Annotated in this window: 22 protein-coding genes; 10 read left to right on the top strand and 12 right to left on the bottom strand. The window is 66.8% G+C overall.

The genetic code is table 11. The features are described from left to right. Positions 1 to 31: 31 nt before the first annotated feature. The 4 genes from DWA33_RS07635 to DWA33_RS07650 form a co-directional block, all read right to left on the bottom strand. Entirely contained in the window at positions 32 to 1,027 is a 996-nt protein-coding gene (locus DWA33_RS07635) for an NUDIX hydrolase (RefSeq protein WP_114357507.1), read from the bottom strand. Next, positions 1,024 to 1,530 carry a tyrosine phosphatase family protein gene (locus DWA33_RS07640; RefSeq protein WP_114357508.1) on the bottom strand — a complete coding sequence of 169 codons (507 nt, stop codon included), beginning with the start codon at positions 1,528 to 1,530 and terminating at the stop codon, positions 1,024 to 1,026. The genes DWA33_RS07635 and DWA33_RS07640 overlap by 4 nt, the downstream gene beginning before the upstream one ends. Positions 1,531 to 1,597: 67 nt before the next feature. Further along, positions 1,598 to 2,215 carry a YfbR-like 5'-deoxynucleotidase gene (locus tag DWA33_RS07645; protein ID WP_114357509.1) on the bottom strand — a complete coding sequence of 206 codons (618 nt, stop codon included), beginning with the start codon at positions 2,213 to 2,215 and terminating at the stop codon, positions 1,598 to 1,600. 46 nt (positions 2,216 to 2,261) lie between these two features. Then, entirely contained in the window at positions 2,262 to 3,119 is an 858-nt protein-coding gene (locus DWA33_RS07650) for a LysR substrate-binding domain-containing protein (protein ID WP_114357510.1), read from the bottom strand. A gap of 124 nt (positions 3,120 to 3,243) precedes the next feature. On the opposite strand from DWA33_RS07650, the gene DWA33_RS07655 reads away from it, so the two are divergent. From DWA33_RS07655 to DWA33_RS07675, 4 genes are all read left to right on the top strand, one after another. Continuing rightward, positions 3,244 to 4,221, top strand: coding sequence for a sodium-dependent bicarbonate transport family permease (locus DWA33_RS07655; protein WP_114357511.1), 978 nt, complete (start codon positions 3,244 to 3,246; stop codon positions 4,219 to 4,221). Between the two features lie 11 nt (positions 4,222 to 4,232). Continuing rightward, positions 4,233 to 4,412, top strand: a complete 180-nt coding sequence (locus DWA33_RS07660; protein WP_147270228.1) for a hypothetical protein — start codon at positions 4,233 to 4,235, stop codon at positions 4,410 to 4,412. A 406-nt stretch (positions 4,413 to 4,818) separates the two neighbouring features. Then, the gene (locus DWA33_RS07670; protein WP_114357513.1) at positions 4,819 to 5,034 is read left to right on the top strand and encodes a hypothetical protein; all 216 of its coding nucleotides are present in this window, start codon (positions 4,819 to 4,821) and stop codon (positions 5,032 to 5,034) included. Between the two features lie 87 nt (positions 5,035 to 5,121). Further along, positions 5,122 to 5,331, top strand: coding sequence for a hypothetical protein (locus DWA33_RS07675; protein ID WP_114357514.1), 210 nt, complete (start codon positions 5,122 to 5,124; stop codon positions 5,329 to 5,331). On the opposite strand, the gene DWA33_RS07680 is transcribed toward DWA33_RS07675, so the two are convergent. Continuing rightward, positions 5,328 to 5,966: a DNA-3-methyladenine glycosylase I gene (locus tag DWA33_RS07680; RefSeq protein ID WP_114357515.1), complete on the bottom strand. Its 639-nt coding sequence runs from the start codon at positions 5,964 to 5,966 to the stop codon at positions 5,328 to 5,330. The genes DWA33_RS07675 and DWA33_RS07680 overlap by 4 nt on opposite strands. Further along, complete coding sequence (ygfZ, locus tag DWA33_RS07685; protein ID WP_114357516.1) at positions 5,963 to 6,844, bottom strand: CAF17-like 4Fe-4S cluster assembly/insertion protein YgfZ; 882 nt, start codon at positions 6,842 to 6,844, stop codon at positions 5,963 to 5,965. The genes DWA33_RS07680 and ygfZ overlap by 4 nt, the downstream gene beginning before the upstream one ends. A gap of 147 nt (positions 6,845 to 6,991) precedes the next feature. Between ygfZ and DWA33_RS07690 the strand changes: the two genes are divergently transcribed. Continuing rightward, complete coding sequence (locus DWA33_RS07690; protein ID WP_114357517.1) at positions 6,992 to 8,326, top strand: dihydroorotase; 1,335 nt, start codon at positions 6,992 to 6,994, stop codon at positions 8,324 to 8,326. Positions 8,327 to 8,616: 290 nt separating this feature from the next. Beyond that, entirely contained in the window at positions 8,617 to 8,772 is a 156-nt protein-coding gene (locus tag DWA33_RS25120) for a hypothetical protein (RefSeq protein ID WP_167443149.1), read from the top strand. Positions 8,773 to 8,793: 21 nt separating this feature from the next. On the opposite strand, the gene DWA33_RS07695 is transcribed toward DWA33_RS25120, so the two are convergent. The 4 genes from DWA33_RS07695 to DWA33_RS07710 form a co-directional block, all read right to left on the bottom strand. Then, positions 8,794 to 9,057 carry a hypothetical protein gene (locus DWA33_RS07695; RefSeq protein WP_114357697.1) on the bottom strand — a complete coding sequence of 88 codons (264 nt, stop codon included), beginning with the start codon at positions 9,055 to 9,057 and terminating at the stop codon, positions 8,794 to 8,796. Between the two features lie 130 nt (positions 9,058 to 9,187). Next, a complete protein-coding gene (locus DWA33_RS07700) occupies positions 9,188 to 9,565 on the bottom strand; it encodes a TIGR02301 family protein (RefSeq protein ID WP_114357698.1) in 378 nt (125 codons plus the stop codon). Between the two features lie 56 nt (positions 9,566 to 9,621). Continuing rightward, entirely contained in the window at positions 9,622 to 10,056 is a 435-nt protein-coding gene (locus DWA33_RS07705; protein WP_430707865.1) for an NUDIX hydrolase, read from the bottom strand. A gap of 5 nt (positions 10,057 to 10,061) precedes the next feature. Further along, positions 10,062 to 10,568: a hypothetical protein gene (locus DWA33_RS07710; RefSeq protein ID WP_114357519.1), complete on the bottom strand. Its 507-nt coding sequence runs from the start codon at positions 10,566 to 10,568 to the stop codon at positions 10,062 to 10,064. A 52-nt stretch (positions 10,569 to 10,620) separates the two neighbouring features. Here DWA33_RS07710 and DWA33_RS07715 point away from each other — a divergent pair, with 52 nt between their 5' ends. The 3 genes from DWA33_RS07715 to DWA33_RS25680 are packed head-to-tail and all read left to right on the top strand — an operon-like array spanning position 10,621 to position 11,940. Next, positions 10,621 to 11,391: an SOS response-associated peptidase gene (locus tag DWA33_RS07715; protein ID WP_114357520.1), complete on the top strand. Its 771-nt coding sequence runs from the start codon at positions 10,621 to 10,623 to the stop codon at positions 11,389 to 11,391. A 25-nt stretch (positions 11,392 to 11,416) separates the two neighbouring features. Continuing rightward, positions 11,417 to 11,647, top strand: coding sequence for a hypothetical protein (locus DWA33_RS07720; RefSeq protein WP_114357521.1), 231 nt, complete (start codon positions 11,417 to 11,419; stop codon positions 11,645 to 11,647). Next, the gene (locus DWA33_RS25680) at positions 11,644 to 11,940 is read left to right on the top strand and encodes a type II toxin-antitoxin system RelE/ParE family toxin (RefSeq protein WP_167443150.1); all 297 of its coding nucleotides are present in this window, start codon (positions 11,644 to 11,646) and stop codon (positions 11,938 to 11,940) included. Before DWA33_RS07720 ends, DWA33_RS25680 begins: the two co-directional genes overlap by 4 nt. A gap of 2 nt (positions 11,941 to 11,942) precedes the next feature. Here the strand turns inward: DWA33_RS25680 and DWA33_RS07730 are convergent, their stop codons facing one another. Next, entirely contained in the window at positions 11,943 to 13,370 is a 1,428-nt protein-coding gene (locus tag DWA33_RS07730) for an FAD-binding oxidoreductase (protein ID WP_114357523.1), read from the bottom strand. 119 nt (positions 13,371 to 13,489) lie between these two features. Next, positions 13,490 to 14,476, bottom strand: coding sequence for an L-threonylcarbamoyladenylate synthase (locus DWA33_RS07735; protein WP_167443158.1), 987 nt, complete (start codon positions 14,474 to 14,476; stop codon positions 13,490 to 13,492). Positions 14,477 to 14,717: 241 nt separating this feature from the next. Between DWA33_RS07735 and DWA33_RS07740 the strand changes: the two genes are divergently transcribed. Continuing rightward, on the top strand, positions 14,718 to 15,620 hold the full coding sequence (locus DWA33_RS07740; protein WP_114357525.1) for a helix-turn-helix domain-containing protein: 903 nt from the start codon (positions 14,718 to 14,720) through the stop codon (positions 15,618 to 15,620). Positions 15,621 to 15,650: the final 30 nt, after the last annotated feature.

Raw genomic sequence — 15,650 nt, forward strand, 5'->3', positions numbered from 1 at the left:
CCCGGATCGTGGGGCGTTTCGCTTTGACCAATTACCGCCGGCCGCGCACGCGCAGGCCGGGGGCGGGGCGTTCCTGCAGCACCTCGCGGCGGAAGCGGAACAGCGCGGCGGGGCGCCCGCCGGTTCGTGTCGACATCTCGCCGGTCGGTTCGACCAGCGCGCCGGCTTCCACCAGGCGGCGGAAATTCTGCTTGTGCAGATGCCGGCCGGAGATTGCCTCGACGGTGTGCTGCAATTCGGTGAGTGTGAACTCGGGGGGAAGAAGTTCGAACACCACCGGGCGGTATTTCAGCTTGGCGCGCAGCCGCGCGATCGCTGTGGCGAGGATGCGGCGGTGGTCGAACCGCATCGCCACGCCGAGCGCCGGCATCTTGCTGCGCGACAGCGCCGCCGGGCGGCCGTCGCGACGTGCCTCCTCGATCAGGCCGGCTTCGTACAGCAGCTCGTAGCGGTCGAGCACGCGCTCCTCGTCCCAAGGCGCGCCGTCGACCCCGAAGAACAGCCGCACCCGATCCCTGCGCGCCAGCGCCCGCGCCGTCCCCGGCTCCTCGGCCTGGACCGCCCAGGCGGTGAGTTCCGGGATGATGTCGCGGGCGATGATCGCGGGCTGCTGCTCGCGCCAGTCTTCCCAGGGGAAGAAGCGGTACCACGGCTCGAAGGTGGCGCCCGCGGCGCGGGCCGCGTTGTCGGCGGCGCGGGTCAGCGCCAGATAGCCGATCGAGGCGACGTGGACTTCGGTGTCGCCGAGCCGGGCGTGGCGGCCGCGATCGCCGAAGGTATAGAGCTGCTCGACATAGCCGAGCCGCAGCCCGGTCTGCTCTTCCACCCAGGCGCGCAGCCCGATTTCGAGCGTGCGGTGGGTGATGGCGTCGAACGGACCGTAGGGCAGGCCGGCGAGGCCGCCGCCGCCATCGCCCGAGGCGGTCAGGATCATCGGCTCGTTGGCCTCGATCGCGACGATCGCCGCGGTCAGGCCGATCTCGATCGGAACCTTCGCCTTGTCGCTCATCTCGGCAGCCAGGCTCATTCCAGGTCGACCCGGAACGGCACGCCCTCGATGCTGAGATCGCCGGGCCCGATCACGTCGAGCGCGCGCAGCATCCGGCCCTGCCGCCCCAGCGCCCGATCGGCCAGCGCCACGATCAGCCGATTCGGCGACGCGCAGGGCGAGGCCCGCCGGATCTGGCGGGCGATCGTCACCTCGTCGCGATGCGGATTGAGCGCGCAGGCGGCCGCGAAGGCGCTGGCGGTGGAGCGGCTGATCCCGGCGTAGCAATGCACCACCAGCGGGGCCGCGCGATCCCAGCTCCGGACGAAATCCAGCACCTGGCTGATATGCTGGAGGTTCGGCGCGTTGAAACCGTCCATCGCCTCGGTGATGTCGTCCATCTCAATCCGCAGGTGATTGGCTTCCCGCACGGTGGCCGGGCGCTGCACCTGGCGGACATTGGCCATCACCGAGAGCACATGGCTGGCCTCGGTCGCCGCAACGGTCGGATGCAAGGCTGCAAGCGAGCAGACGTGAATCATGGGCCTTTCCGAGGTTGGCACGATCTTAATCCTGCGCCGCGGGCGGTGAAAGCGCGATGACGGAGGCTCAATCCTGCAGGCTCTGGAATCGCGCAAGCAGCCGCTTTTCGGCCTTCCCGGCCGGCCACGGCGTCAGATAGTCCTCGACCATCGCCTCCGGCAGGCCCGGATCGCTGCCGAACAGCCGCTTGGCTTCGGCCTTGGTGAAACCGGCCAAATGGGTCGCTTCGAGGTAGGCGGAGCCGCGGTCGGCAGCCTTGATCTGGCGTTCGATCGCCTCGTCGAGCACCGCCGGCAGGCCGAACCGGATGTGGATCGCCCCGAGCAGGCGCTTTTCGACCCGCTTGTAGGATTCGCCGATCACCGCCTTGAACGGCGAGATCATGTCGCCGATCACATATTCCGGGGCGTCGTGCAGCAGCGCGGCGAGCCGCAGTCTGGCGTCGATCCGCGGGTTCTTCTCGCGCATCACCGCCTCGACCAGCAGGGTGTGCTGCGCCACCGAAAAAATGTGCGCGCCCGAGGTCTGTCCGTTCCACCGCGCCACCCGGGCGAGACCGTGGGCGATGTCGGCGAATTCGACGTCGAGCGGCGAGGGGTCGAGCAGATCGAGTCTGCGGCCGGACAGCATGCGCTGCCAGACGCGCGGGGAAGCTGAGAGCGTGGCGGAAGACGACTTCGTCATGGTTTCCTTGCAGCAGGTGGCGTGCCGTTCGCCGCTTCTTACGCTGTCAGCCGAGACAGCGCACGATGTGTTGGCTCAGCCGCTGCGCCGGCGGCGACAGATCGGGCGCATGCAGCAGCGCGATCTCGGTGTCTTTGAGATTCGGGAGCGGCGCGCCGTCGATCGTGTCGAGATCGGCCGGCACCATGTCCTTGGGCAATACGGTGACTCCGAGGCCGGCCTTGACGGCGGCCAGCGAACCGGCGAGCGAACCGCACGTATAGGCCACCCGCCACGGCCGCCGGGCGCGATCGAGCGCGTCGACGGCGCGCTTGCGGTAGACGCATGGCGTCGGTGACACCACCAGCGGCAGCGGCCGGTCGGTATCGATCGCCTGGCGATCGACCATGACCCAGACCAGCGGCTCGCGCCAGACGCGGATGCCGCCGCCGTTGCCCGTGCGCTCGCGCTTGACCAGCGCGAGGTCGAACGCGCCTTTGCCGAACTTGTCGAGCAGATTGAGCGTGAGGTCGCAGGTCACCTCGAGCGCCACTGCCGGATAGGCATGGGCGAACCGCGCCAGCACGTCCGGCAGATGGCGGGTGGCGAAATCCTCCGGTGCGCCGAGCCGGACCACGCCGCGCATCTGCGGCTCGACCACGCGCGCCACCACTTCGTCGTTCAGTTCGAGCATCCGCCGCGCGTAGCCGAGAAAGATCTCGCCCTCCGCGGTCAGTCGCACGCCCTGCGGGCTGCGCTCCATCAGCTTTTGGCCGAGCGCGTCCTCGAGCCGCTGCATCTGCAGCGACACGGTGGACTGCTGCAGGCGGAGCGACTGCGCGGCGCGGGTGAAATTTCCCATCCCTGCGATGGCCACGAAGGTGCGGACGAGGTCGAGGTCGAGATTGGTCAGTCGGCGGGGCATGGCTCATCATCAAATTCAACAATGGAACAAGTTTACAATATCAATTTCAAAAATCATAGCGCCGCCCTTAAGGACGCTCCGGTCGCGGCCTCCCGCCGTGCCGGACAACAAAGGGGATCGCCGCGTGCAAATCTTCGACCTCGCCTCCGCCAACCTGCTGTCGCCGATGGTGCTGTTCTTCGGGCTCGGCCTGATCGCCGCGCTGCTGCGCTCCGATCTCGGCCTGCCCGAGCAGATCACCAAATTTCTCGCCCTGTATCTGTTGATGTCGATCGGCTTTCGCGGCGGCGCCGAAGTCGCCCACCACGGCATGAGCTCGCAGCTCGTGCTCACCATGGCGGCGGGCGTGCTGCTGTCGGCCACGGTGCCGTTCATCGCCTACGCGATTCTGCGGCGGGTCTGCGGCATGAACCAGATCGACGCGGCCGCGGTCGCCGGACACTACGGCTCGATCTCGGCGGTGACGTTCCTCGCCGTCACAGGCGCGCTCACCCAGTTGTCGATCCCGTTCGACGGCTGGCTGGTGGCGGTCGCCGCCGCGATGGAGACCCCGGCGATCTTCACCGCGCTGATGATCGCGCACGGCCGCAACAAAGATGCCGGCGCCTCCGAGCAGCGCAACCTGTTCCGCGAGATCGCGCTGCACGGCTCGATCGTGATGCTGATCGGCGCTTTCGCGATCGGCGCCATCAGCGGTCCGAAAGGCATGACGCTGCTGAAGCCGTTCGTCGGTGATCTGTTCCCGGGCCTGCTTTGCCTGTTCCTGCTCGACCTCGGTCTCGTCGCCGGCCGGTGGCTGGCGCGGGGCTGGCGCGAGCTCTCGCCCGCCACCACGGCCTTCGGCTTGGTGATGCCGCTGATCGGTGCGGCGTTGGCGAGCGTGGTGGCGATGGCGCTGGGGCTGTCCAGCGGCAGCGCCGCGGTGCTGATCACGCTGACCGCGTCGGCGTCCTACATCGCAGCGCCGGCGGCGATGCGGCTGGCGCTGCCGCGCGCCAATCCGGCGATCGCGCTGACGCTGTCGCTCGGCATCACCTTTCCGTTCAACCTCATCGTCGGCATCCCGCTCTACATCGCGCTGGCGACTCATCTGACGAAGTGAAGGAGGCTGCGATGCAGACCCATCTGAAGAAGCGAGTCGAAATCTTCATCGAGGCGCCGCTGCTGCGGCGGGTCGTGGCGCGCTTCGACTCGCTGCGCGTCTCGGGCTACAGCGTATTGCCGGTGCTGGCAGGTAACGGTCACGAAGGCGCTGGGAGGCGAACGGCCTCGTGGGCGACGCCGGCAAGATGATGGCGGTGATTTGTATCCTCGATCCGCCGACCTGCCGCTGCTGCTCGACGGCATCTACCCGATCGTCCAGCGCCAGATCGGCATCCTGGCGATCAGCGACGTCGAAGTCGTGCGCAACGCGCATTTCTGAGGTCGTCTTTCGGACGAGCCGCGCGGGGCTGCCGGCGTGGCGGCGAATTCGACGTCGAGCGGCGGTGGGCGAGCAGATCGAGCCTGCGGCCGGACAGCATCCGCTGCCAGACGCCGGGAGAGGCTTGCGGCAATTTACTCGGCGAAGACTGCATGATTCGAACGAGATGAAGCTGAAGCGAGGGCCGCCAAGGCGGACGATGTGAGCGCCATATGGGCAGCCTTGCCCGAACTAAGCCACCGTCTCGGCCCAGTTCTGTACGATCTCGTGGGTACGATGAGCGACCTTGTGCTGGTGGGCGTGATGCAAGGGGGACGCGCGATGGGGATATCGGATCGTCGCAATGGCGAGCGGTTGCAGTGCGGTGATGCGGACGATCGAGCCGCCCCCGCGATGGCGCTGCAGGATCTGCAAAAGGAAAACGAATCGTTAAAGGAACTGGTCGTCAGCCTGTCCGCGCTGGTGATCAAACGTATCGCCGACCCGCGCTGACCTGGCAGGCTCGCGGGCGGAGGAATACCTTCTGATTGGGCGGTCGTACTAAGCCTTTGTTGGCGGTCCGGGTCTACCCTGTCGGCGATGTTCAATCTGCTTCCCAATGCAGACGCGCCGCTTGCCGGATGGGCGATCGAAAACGTCGGTCCGCTGCTGCTGATCGCAGCCGCAGTGCTGTTCGCCTGGTTCGTCTTCAGGCGCGGCGACGGCACACCGTTCATCGACTTCGGCAGCACCAACGAAAGTGACTCGGGCGATAGCTGCGGCGACGGCAGCGGAGGGGGTGGCGACTAAAGCTGCCGGCTCGGCTGCCTTCGCCGCGCCGGTTTCTTGATCTGCCCGCAGGTCGCGTGGCAGTGGCAGTCGACCAGATGGTCGTTGACCATCCCGACCGCCTGCATGAAGGCGTACACGATCGTCGGGCCGACGAACTTGAAGCCGCGTCCCGCCAGCTCCTTGGAGATCTTCACTGACAGGGGCGTCGACGCCGGCACGCCCGCGGTGGTATTGAAATTGTTCACCTTCGGCGCGCCGCCGACGAAGTCCCACAGCAGTTTCGAGAAGCCCGGGCCTTCTTCCTGAATCTTCAGCCACGCTTTGGCGCTGCCGATCGTGCCTTCGATCTTGGCGCGATTGCGGACGATGCCGACGTCGTTCATCAGCGCCGCAACTTTGCCGGCGTCGTAGCGCGCGATCTTGGCCGGATCGAAATCGTCGAAGGCGCGGCGGAAATTGTCGCGCTTGCGCAGGATGGTGATCCACGACAGCCCGGCCTGGAAACCGTCGAGGATCAGCTTCTCGTACAGCGCACGGTCGTCGTATTCCGGCACGCCCCATTCGGTGTCGTGATAGGCGACGTAAAGCGGATCGTCGCCCGGCCACGGGCAGCGCATCAGTCCGTCGGCACCGACGCGAGGTCCGCGGCTCATGTGCCGGTTTTCCGTTGCGTCGGGGTCAGCTCGTTCGGATCGGCGATCAGCAGCGGGACGCCGCCGGCACTGAGCGGTACCGACGCCTCGCGCGCCTCGGCGACGCGGTCGATGCGCAGCAGCGCCAACCCGCGGCCGGTCGCCGACGATCCCATCGTGCCGACGCTCTTTTCGCCGGCAGTGATCTCGCTGCCGGGCTGCGGCGCTGCACCGTCGAAGGTGACGCGCACGATCCGGGTGCGCGCTGTGCCGCGGTGGTGCATTCGCGACACCACTTCCTGGCCGATGTAGCAGCCTTTGTTGAAATCGACGCCGGACAGGCGATCCATGTTGGCTTCGTGCGGAAACGCGTCGGCATAACCGAAGTCGAGGCCGCCGGCCGGGACGCCGCAGGCGATGCGATGCGTCTCGTAGTCGTCCGCCGCGACCATCGTGGCACCGAGCGCCTCGGCGGTCGCGGTGGCCAGGATCTCCGGCACCAGGATGCGCCAGCCGAGCTGCTCGCCGCGCGGATCGCGGAAACCCATCTCCGGCGGCTGCGGCGGTTCGCCGCCCCACAGCGCCAGCACGCCGAGCCGGTCGGACAGGTTCTCGATCAGCACCTTGGCGCGCAGCTTGTAGAATTTCAGCTTGGTGGCGAGCGCTTCGGTGAGCGGTTTCGGACAATCCAGCAGGAAACCGCCGTCGTCTTCGGCCGGCAGCTCGGTGATCAGGAAATCGGTGACGATTTTGCCCTGCGGAGTCAGCAGGGCGCCGAATCGGCCGGCGCCGGGCTCGAGCCTGGTCAGATCGGTGGTGACCAGGCCGTTCAGCAGGTGCCGCGCATCCGGTCCGCTGATCTTGAGAACGCCACGGTCGGCGAGGAAGGCTGCCTTCATTGATCTCTCTCGTGACGCCGGCCGGAAACATCCTTGCGTTAACGGTCCGGCCGACTAAGACATCCCAAGTTAGGCGGCCGGGCGCTGGTCAACAAGGCTTTGCAAGACTCGCGCCGCTTCGCTCCAAAACGGGCACCCGAGGACGTCATGACCGGCACATTCGACACCATTCTGAAGGGCGGCACCATCGTCAACCAGGACGGCGAAGGCGTCGGTGATATCGGCATCAAGGACGGCCGCATCGCCGCGCTGGGCTCGCTCGGCGCCGAAAAAGCCGGCGAGACCATCGATTGCCGCGGCCTGCACGTGCTGCCGGGCGTGATCGACACCCAGGTGCATTTCCGTGAGCCCGGCCTGACCCACAAGGAAGATCTCGAAACCGGCTCGCGCAGTGCGGTGATGGGCGGCGTCACCGCGGTGTTCGAAATGCCGAACACCAATCCGCTGACGATCACCGAAGAGACCTTCACCGACAAGGTGAAGCGCGCCGAGCATCGTATGCACTGCGACTTCGCGTTCTTCATCGGCGGCACTCGCGACAATGTCGAGGACCTGCGGAAGCTCGAGCGCGCCCGTGGCTGCGCCGGCGTCAAAGTGTTCATCGGCTCGTCGACCGGCAGCCTGCTGGTCGAGGACGATCCGAGCCTCAAGCGCATCCTGTCGGTGATCCAGCGCCGCGCCGCGTTCCACGCTGAGGACGAGTACCGGCTCAACGACCGCAAGGGAGAGCGCATCGAGGGCGATCCGCGCTCGCATCCGGTGTGGCGCGACGACGTTGCCGCCCTGCAGGCGACGCAGCGGCTGGTGGCGATCGCGCGCGAGACCGGCAAGCGTATCCATGTGCTGCACGTCTCGACCCGGCAGGAGATGGAGTTTCTGCGTGAGCACAAGGATGTCGCGTCGGTCGAAGTGACGCCGCATCATCTGACGCTGGTGGCGCCGGAGTGCTACGAGCGGCTCGGCACGAGAGCGCAGATGAACCCGCCGGTGCGCGATGCCTGGCACCGCGACGGCATCTGGCACGGGCTGGCGCAGGGCGTGGTCGACGTGCTCGGTTCCGATCACGCGCCGCACACGCTGGAGGAAAAAGCCAAGACCTATCCGGCCTCGCCCTCGGGCATGACCGGCGTGCAGACCTTGGTGCCGACCATGCTGGACCACGTCAATGCCGGCCGTCTGTCGCTGGCGCGCTTCGTCGATCTCACCAGCGCCGGCCCGGCGCGCTTGTTCAATATCGCCTGCAAGGGCCGCATCGCCGCCGGCTACGACGCCGACTTCACGGTGGTGGATCTGAAGCGCAGCGAAACCATCACCAACGACTGGGTCGCCTCGCGCGCCGGCTGGACCCCCTATGACGGCGTCCGCGTCACCGGCTGGCCGGTCGGCACCTTCGTGCGCGGCGCCAAGGTGATGTGGCAGGGCGAACTGACCACACCGTCGCGCGGCGAGCCGGTGCGGTTTCTCGAGACGCTGAAGCCGTAACAGCGACGGACGCAACGTTTGCGCACCACCGCCGCACTGCTGCGCGCGCCGCATGCGGGCGACCTGCCGCACCTCTGCGACGTTTGTCCCGCCTCCGTGGAACTCCGGTGGGGTATTTCGCGTATCCCCTGCGCGATCATCCTTGGCGATGATGGCAGCCGAGCGATTCGGCTCGCCGGAGCCTGCGGCCGGCGGTGGTTAACAGGAAAGCAACCGAACAGGCGCAGCATTTCACGTCGCACGATCGCCGGGATCGTCGATTGACCGATACGCCGAAAAGGGGATTCCAGATGGAAGCTCAGAAGACTGCGGTCGAAGCGATCGTCGCGTTGACCGGCTACGACCGCGCCGTGGTGGCCGAATTCATCCGGCGGTTTTATCTCGCCGGCGTCCGCGATCCGAAGCGACTCACGTTCAAGGGACTGCAGGCATTCGCCCGCTCCTGAGTCGCAGTCGAGCGGTTCGCGTCACTGCTTTGCGAGGCCGACCGAAAACTCGCCGTTGAGCACGCGGCCGGGCAGGCCTTCGACGAATTTGGCGACCGCATCTTCGCCGTAGGTGGCGACCAACTCGGCGAAGGCGGTGAACAGGCTCGCCTGCGCCAGACAATCGCCGTCGACCCCGTCGTGCAGGGCCTCGGCCCATGCCTCGCTGAGATAGGTGAGCGCCGTTTGCTTTTGCTCGCGGTCGGATGGAACGTCGCAATCGATGGGGAACGTCGTCAGGCTCATGAACTTCAGCACGCTGGACGCGCTCCACAGCGAAGCGCGGTGAGCTAGTGTTAGCATGCGTCTGCCGATCGCCTAGGCAGTTCTTTAGGAAAGGTTAACGGCCTGGGATAAACCCGCAGCCGCCAAGCGCTCAGTTCGCGTATCGAGCGGTGAGATCGCGCGACAGCTTCGATCCCTCCTCCAGGTACCGGCGAATCGCCACGGTCGCGGCCGGGGTACAGGTCCGGTAGGTCTGCTGGAACCCGTTGTAGCCGCGGTTGAACGCCGCGATCAGCCGGGTCCGCCGCTCCCCCGACGGGGTTTCGGCGTCGATCAGCGCTTGCATCTCGTTGCGCCATTTGGGGCCGTCGTTGCCGCCGCAGATTCCGCGCAGATAGTGCAAGGTGCCGAGAATTTCGGCCAGCCGCTGCAACTCGGCGTCGAACGGGGCCGCACCGTCCTGCGCCCGCGCCGGGGCGAGCCCGCAGCAGGCGAGAATGATCAGAACGGCGATGGAGCGCTTCAGCATGGCCGGCCTGATAGGCCGTTTCAGAGGCTGCAGCAAGGCGGTGCCGGCTGCCGAGGTCAACGGTCGATCAGAGGGCGGGCGCCGGCGACCAACTCCGCCAGGCCCTCGGTGGTCGGGAAGTCGGACAACTCGTCCGGCGCGATCCAGCGGGCGTCGTCGAGTTCGTCGTTGAGCCGCGGCTCGCCGGCCGTCCAGCGGGCGGCGAACATCATGATCACGTAATGCCCGGCTGCGCTGGCGGCGGACGGCAGCACCTCGCGCCGGCCGGCAAAGCCGACGATCTCGATGGACAGCCCGGTTTCCTCGGCGACTTCCCGCGCCACCGCCTGCTCCAGCGTCTCCCCGTATTCGACCCGTCCGCCGGGCAACGAATACAGCCCCTTGGCCGGCGCCCGCGCCCGGCGGACGAGCAGCAGCCGGCCGTCGCGGAAGATCGCGGCGCTGACGGCGAGCTGTGGATGGTGCGGCTGCGCCGGTGCGGCTTCGGTCACGGCGATCAATGCGACATGATGTAGTCGACGTCGGCTTCGCTGCCCTGGCCGTTGATGATGCCGCCGGCGCGGCCGATCAGCGGCTTGATCCAGCCGACCGCGCTCTCCGCCAGCTTGGCCCTGGTGTCGTCCTGCGAGGCCTGGCGCATTGCCTCACCGATCGCGGTGAGAATCGTCGTCATGTTGTTGGTGATGTCGTCGAAATCCGATCTAATCCCCGGATCGGCCGTGTCATAGGCTTCGATCGCCAGATCGCGGGCCTTGAAATTCGACGCTCTGAAGTGTTCCGCGTAGGAGAGGGGATGCCACGACAGGAAGTCTTCCGAGCACTCGGGCATGTCCGGGATCATTTCGAGCAGCATCACGGCTTCGTTGAAATGATTCAGATAGTCGGTCGCGAGGCCGGTCTTCGGGTTGATATTGGCCGCGGCAAGCTGAGCGGCGCGCGCCTCGTCGTAACGGGAGGGCGCAGTTTGCGCAGCTGTGGATTCACTCGACGCCATCGGCGGCATTTTTGTTTACCGAAGTTAACAAGCACTGAACACGCCACCGGGTCCTGACAGCATGTGCGGACGCTTCGTGATCACCTCGGCTCCCGCCGCTATCCGACAGCTCTTTGGCTACGCCGATCAGCCTAATTTTCCGTCACGCTACAACATCGCCCCGACCCAGCCGATTCCCGTGGTGATCGTCGAGGAGGGCGCCCGCCGATTCCGGCTGATGCGCTGGGGGCTGATCCCGTCCTGGGTGAAGGACCCGCGGACGTTCTCGCTGCTGATCAACGCCCGCGCCGAAACGGTCCAGGACAAGCCGGCGTTCCGCAATGCGTTCAGGCGCCGGCGCTGTTTGGTGCCGGCCGATGGCTACTACGAATGGAAGGCACGGGGAGCCCGCAAGCAGCCGTATTTCATCCATCCGGCCGGCGGCGGGCCGATCGGATTCGCGGCGCTGTGGGAGACCTGGACCGGCCCAAACGGCGAGGAACTCGACACCGTGGCGATCGTCACCACCGCGGCGCGCGGCGGCCTCGCCGAGCTGCACGACCGCGTTCCGGTGACGATCGCGCCGCATCACTTCGCGCGCTGGTTGGATGCGGACGAAACCGATGCCGAAGCTGCGGCGGCGCTGCTGCGGCCACCGGCAGAGGGCGAGTTCGTCTGGCACCCGGTGTCGACCGCGGTCAACCGCACCGCCAACGACAATCCGCAACTGATCCTGCCGGTCGCCGCAGAAGAGGTCGAGGCTCCGTCGCCAGTTGCGAAGCCGGCGCCACCGAAGCGCGCGGCGCGGCCCAAGATTTCGGCGGATGACAGCGGGCAGGGCTCGTTGTTCTGAGCATCCAACATGGTAGAATAGGGCTATGACAGACGAGCAGGTCAAAGAAATTTTGAATCGCGTGCTCACTTGGCCCCGCGAACGCCGCGAGGATGCGGCGCAGTTGCTGCTCGCCTTGGAAGCGCGCGAGGGCGAGTTTTATCAGCCTGACGACGACGAGTGGGCCGCGATTGAAGAAGGATTGGCGCAAGCCAGCCGCGGCGAATTCGCTTCTGCCGACGAAATAGCGGCGCTGCTGTCGCCGCCCCGCCCGTGACCGTCCGGTTCACCCGGCGAGCAACCGAAGATCTTCGTGAAATTCTCGACTACTTGAATGCGCGCAATCCTGCTGCGGCCGATCGGGTTCGACAGTCCATTGCGGCGACGGTCCGATCGATCGCGGACCGTCCTCATATCGGACTACGCAACGCCAGAGCGCCGGCGCTGCGAAGCTGCCTCGTCGGTCGCTATCCCTACCGCGTTCACTATTCGGTCGAGAACGCGGAGGTTTGGATCATTCACATCAGGCATTCGGCGCGACGTCCATTTGACCCGGACCGTTCCGACTGAAGCTACACGACCTTGCCGGGATTCATGATGCCGTGCGGGTCGAGCAGCGCCTTGATCGACCGCATCAGCTCGATCGCGGTCTTGTCTTTCACTTCGGCAAGCTCGTCGCGCTTCATCACGCCGATGCCGTGTTCGGCCGAGATCGAACCGCCGAGCCGGAGCACTACGTCGAACACCACTTTGCTGACGTCGTGCCAGCGCGCCAAGAACTCGGCCTTATCGGCGCCGACCGGTTGGCTCACATTGTAGTGGATGTTGCCGTCGCCGAGATGACCGAACGGCACCGGCCGCGCACCCGGGATCAGGGCGACCACGGCGGCGTTGGCTTGTTCGATGAACTGCGGCACCGCGGCGACCGGCACCGAGATGTCGTGCTTGATCGAGCCGCCCTCCGGCTTCTGCGCCGGCGAGATCTCCTCGCGCAGCTTCCAGAACGCCTGCTGCTGCTGCACCGAGCTGGCGATCGCCGCGTCGACCACGATGCCGTCTTCGAAGCCGCGCTCGAGGATCGATTCCAGTGCGGCGCGGGCGTCGTCACGCGGCGACGACAATTCGATCAGCACGTACCACGGATAGCGCGCTTCGAGCGGGTCGCGGTTGTTGGCATGACGCACCGAGAAATCGAGCGGCGTCTCGGCGATCAGTTCGAAGCTGGTCAGATTGCCGGCCGCTTCGGCCTGCGCGATGCCGAGCAGTTTCAGCGCGTCCTCCGGCGACTGCAGGCCGACGAACGCGGTCTCGACCGCGCGCGGCTTCGGAAACAGCTTCAGCGTCGCTGCCGTGATGATGCCGAGCGTGCCTTCGGCGCCAATGAACAGATTGCGCAGGTCGTAGCCGGTGTTGTCCTTCTTCAGCTTCGACAGCAGGTTCAGCACCCGGCCGTCGGCGAGCACGACTTCGATCCCGAGCGCCATGTCGCGCGCAAGCCCATAGGCGAGCGCGGCGGTGCCGCCGGCATTGGTGGAGAGATTGCCGCCGATGGTGCAGCTTCCCTGGGCGCCGAGCGACAGCGGAAACAGCCGGTCGACCTCCGCGGCCTTCTCCTGCACCCGCTGCAGGATGGCGCCGGCCTCGACCGTCATGGTGTTCGACGAGGTGTCGATCTCGCGGATCTTGTCCATCCGCTTCAGCGAAATCACTACCTCGCCATTGTGCGGCGTCTGGCCGCCGACCAGGCCGGTGTTGCCGCCCTGCGGCACCAGCGCGACGCGCGCCTCGTTCGCCAGCTTGCAGATCGCAACCACCTCGTCGGTGGAACCCGGCCGCAGCACCAGCGGCGAGTTGCCGCGATACAGATTGCGTTCCTCGGTGATGTAGGCTTCGAGCTCCAGAGGATCGGTCAGCGCGTGCTTGTCGCCGACGATCGCGGTGAAGCGCGCGATCAGTTCGGGCGAGAGAGAGGCGGGCGAGAGCGGGCTGACGATGTTCATGGTGTTTCCTCTTCCCTGTCGTTGCGAGGAGCGAAGCGAACGAATCCGAAGCGCGTCTCAGACGCTTTTGGATTGGTTCGTTGCGCTGGCGACGACGTCGCTATCTGCTTGTTCGTTGGTCATGGGCGCGGCGCCGCTGCGCGGCGCAGGCGATCGTTGATCGCTTCGCCGAGCCCGTGATGCGGGATCGGCATCACGGCAATGCGATGCGCGCCGCAACCGTCGAGCGTGCGTAACGCGCCGAACAGATGCGCGGCGGCTTCGGTGAGATCGCCGCGCCGCGACAGATTGTGCACGGCGACCGCCGTTTCGGCGCCCGGCAGCGAATCCGGGCCGAATGCGAGCAGCGCTTCGCCCGGCTTCACCTCGGCCGCATTCAGCCGAACCAGCGCGCGCGGCGCGTAGTGCGACGCCAGCATCCCCGGAGCGACTGGCGCGTGATGGTCGGCTCTGTCGGTCGTCGCCGGCGCGCCCAGCTGGCCGCCGAGCACCCGTTCGATCGCTTCGCGCGGCACGCCGCCGGGCCGCAACAGCACAGGGTCGCCGAGGCAGCCGACGATCGTCGACTCGACCCCGACCGTCACTGCTCCGCCGTCGACGATCACATCGATCCGGCCGCCAAGATCGGTCGCGACATGTGCCGCAGTGGTCGGCGACACGTGGCCGGACCGGTTGGCGGACGGTGCTACCACGGGGCCGCCGAAGGCGCGCAGCAGCGCCTGCGCCACCGGATGCGCCGGGACCCGCAGCGCAACGCTGTCGAGTCCCGCGGTGGCGAGATCGCACACCGAACAGCTTGCCGCCTTCGGCAGCACCAGTGTCAGCGGCCCCGGCCAGAATGCCTCGGCGAGGCGCAGCGCGACCGAGTCGAACCGCGCGATCGCGCGCGCCGCGTCCAGATCCGCAACATGCGCAATCAGTGGGTTGAACGACGGCCGGCCCTTGGCGGCGTAGAGCCGCGCCACCGCTTCCGCATTTACCGCATCGGCACCGAGCCCGTACACGGTCTCGGTCGGGAACGCGACCAGCCCGCCGCCGCGCAGCGCGCGCGCAGCTTCGTCCGCGTCGGTCGCGGCGAGCCTCTTGGTGATCAGGTCGAGCATCATTTCGGGTTTCATATCGCAATTCGTGCGGATGCGAAGTAGCAAAGTCGACGCGCTGTATTGCATCGCGGTGCAGCTACGTGGCACGATCTTGCAGCCCGAGCCCCTGCAAATCTCCGAAACCGGCCTCTCCGCGCGCGAAAACCCAAGGAAAATCGTGGGTTGGAACTGATCCGCGGTGCCGCGGCTTGCAAGCTACTCTGATATGGAGTGAGGTGGTCCGTTCAAACAGGCGACCCATCCGATGCAGCTCAATCCCCTCCGTCATGCCGAACGCGTCACCGGCCGAAGGCAATCGGCCCTGATTGATCTGTGGTCGACCACGGGCTTCGCCGCCGCGGTGAGCGAGGTGACGGGGCCGCATATCTACGAGTTCGGCGAACTGCCGGTGCCGACCGTCGCGATCACGCTGTACGACGTCCGCCGTCACGTGCTGATGGAAAACGGCAAGGTGCGCCGCGACGCGCCGGTCCGCTCCGGGCGGTTCCGTATCGGACAACCGGGCCGCCGCGTGGTGGTGGACGCGATTCCGGACACTCAGTGGGGCAAGCTGCTGCTGCTGTATCTCGGCGAGCCGTTGCTCAAGGAGGTCGGCGCATCACTCGGCTCAGCCGGTCCGATCAGTTTACGCGACACCGCTTGGGAGGTCGACGATCCGCTGCTGGAAGTCTCGGCCAAACGTCTGGTCGAGGCCAGCGACAGCGGCGACCGGCCGAACGCGCTGCTCGCCGAGCAATTGGCCTATACGCTCGCGCTGCATCTGACGGATCGCTATTCGGCGCCGCGCGCCGCGACGGCCGGTCAGTCCGCGCCGCTGGAGGCGCCGGTGCGCGACCGTATCGCCGAGTTCGTCCGGTCCGATCTCGGCGCGCCGATCACCTTGGCGGCGATGGCCGAGGTCGCGGGCATGAGTCCGTCCTGCTTGATCCGCAGCTTCAAGCGTTCCACCGGAATGACCCCGCATCGCTTCGTGGTGGAACAGCGCGTCGCCGCCGCCCGCCGGCTGCTCGAGAGCTCGGACCTGCCGATCGTCGAGATCGCGCTCGGCGTCGGGTTCTCGTCGCAATCGCATTTCGGCGTCGCGTTCCGGCAGGTGACCGGCGAGAGCCCGGCGCGGTATCGCCGGCTGCAGCGCGGGCGCGGCTAATTTTTCGACAAACAGCCGCGAACTCTGCGA

It is taken from the genome of Rhodopseudomonas pentothenatexigens (assembly GCF_900218015.1).
Lineage (GTDB): Bacteria > Pseudomonadota > Alphaproteobacteria > Rhizobiales > Xanthobacteraceae > Rhodopseudomonas > Rhodopseudomonas pentothenatexigens.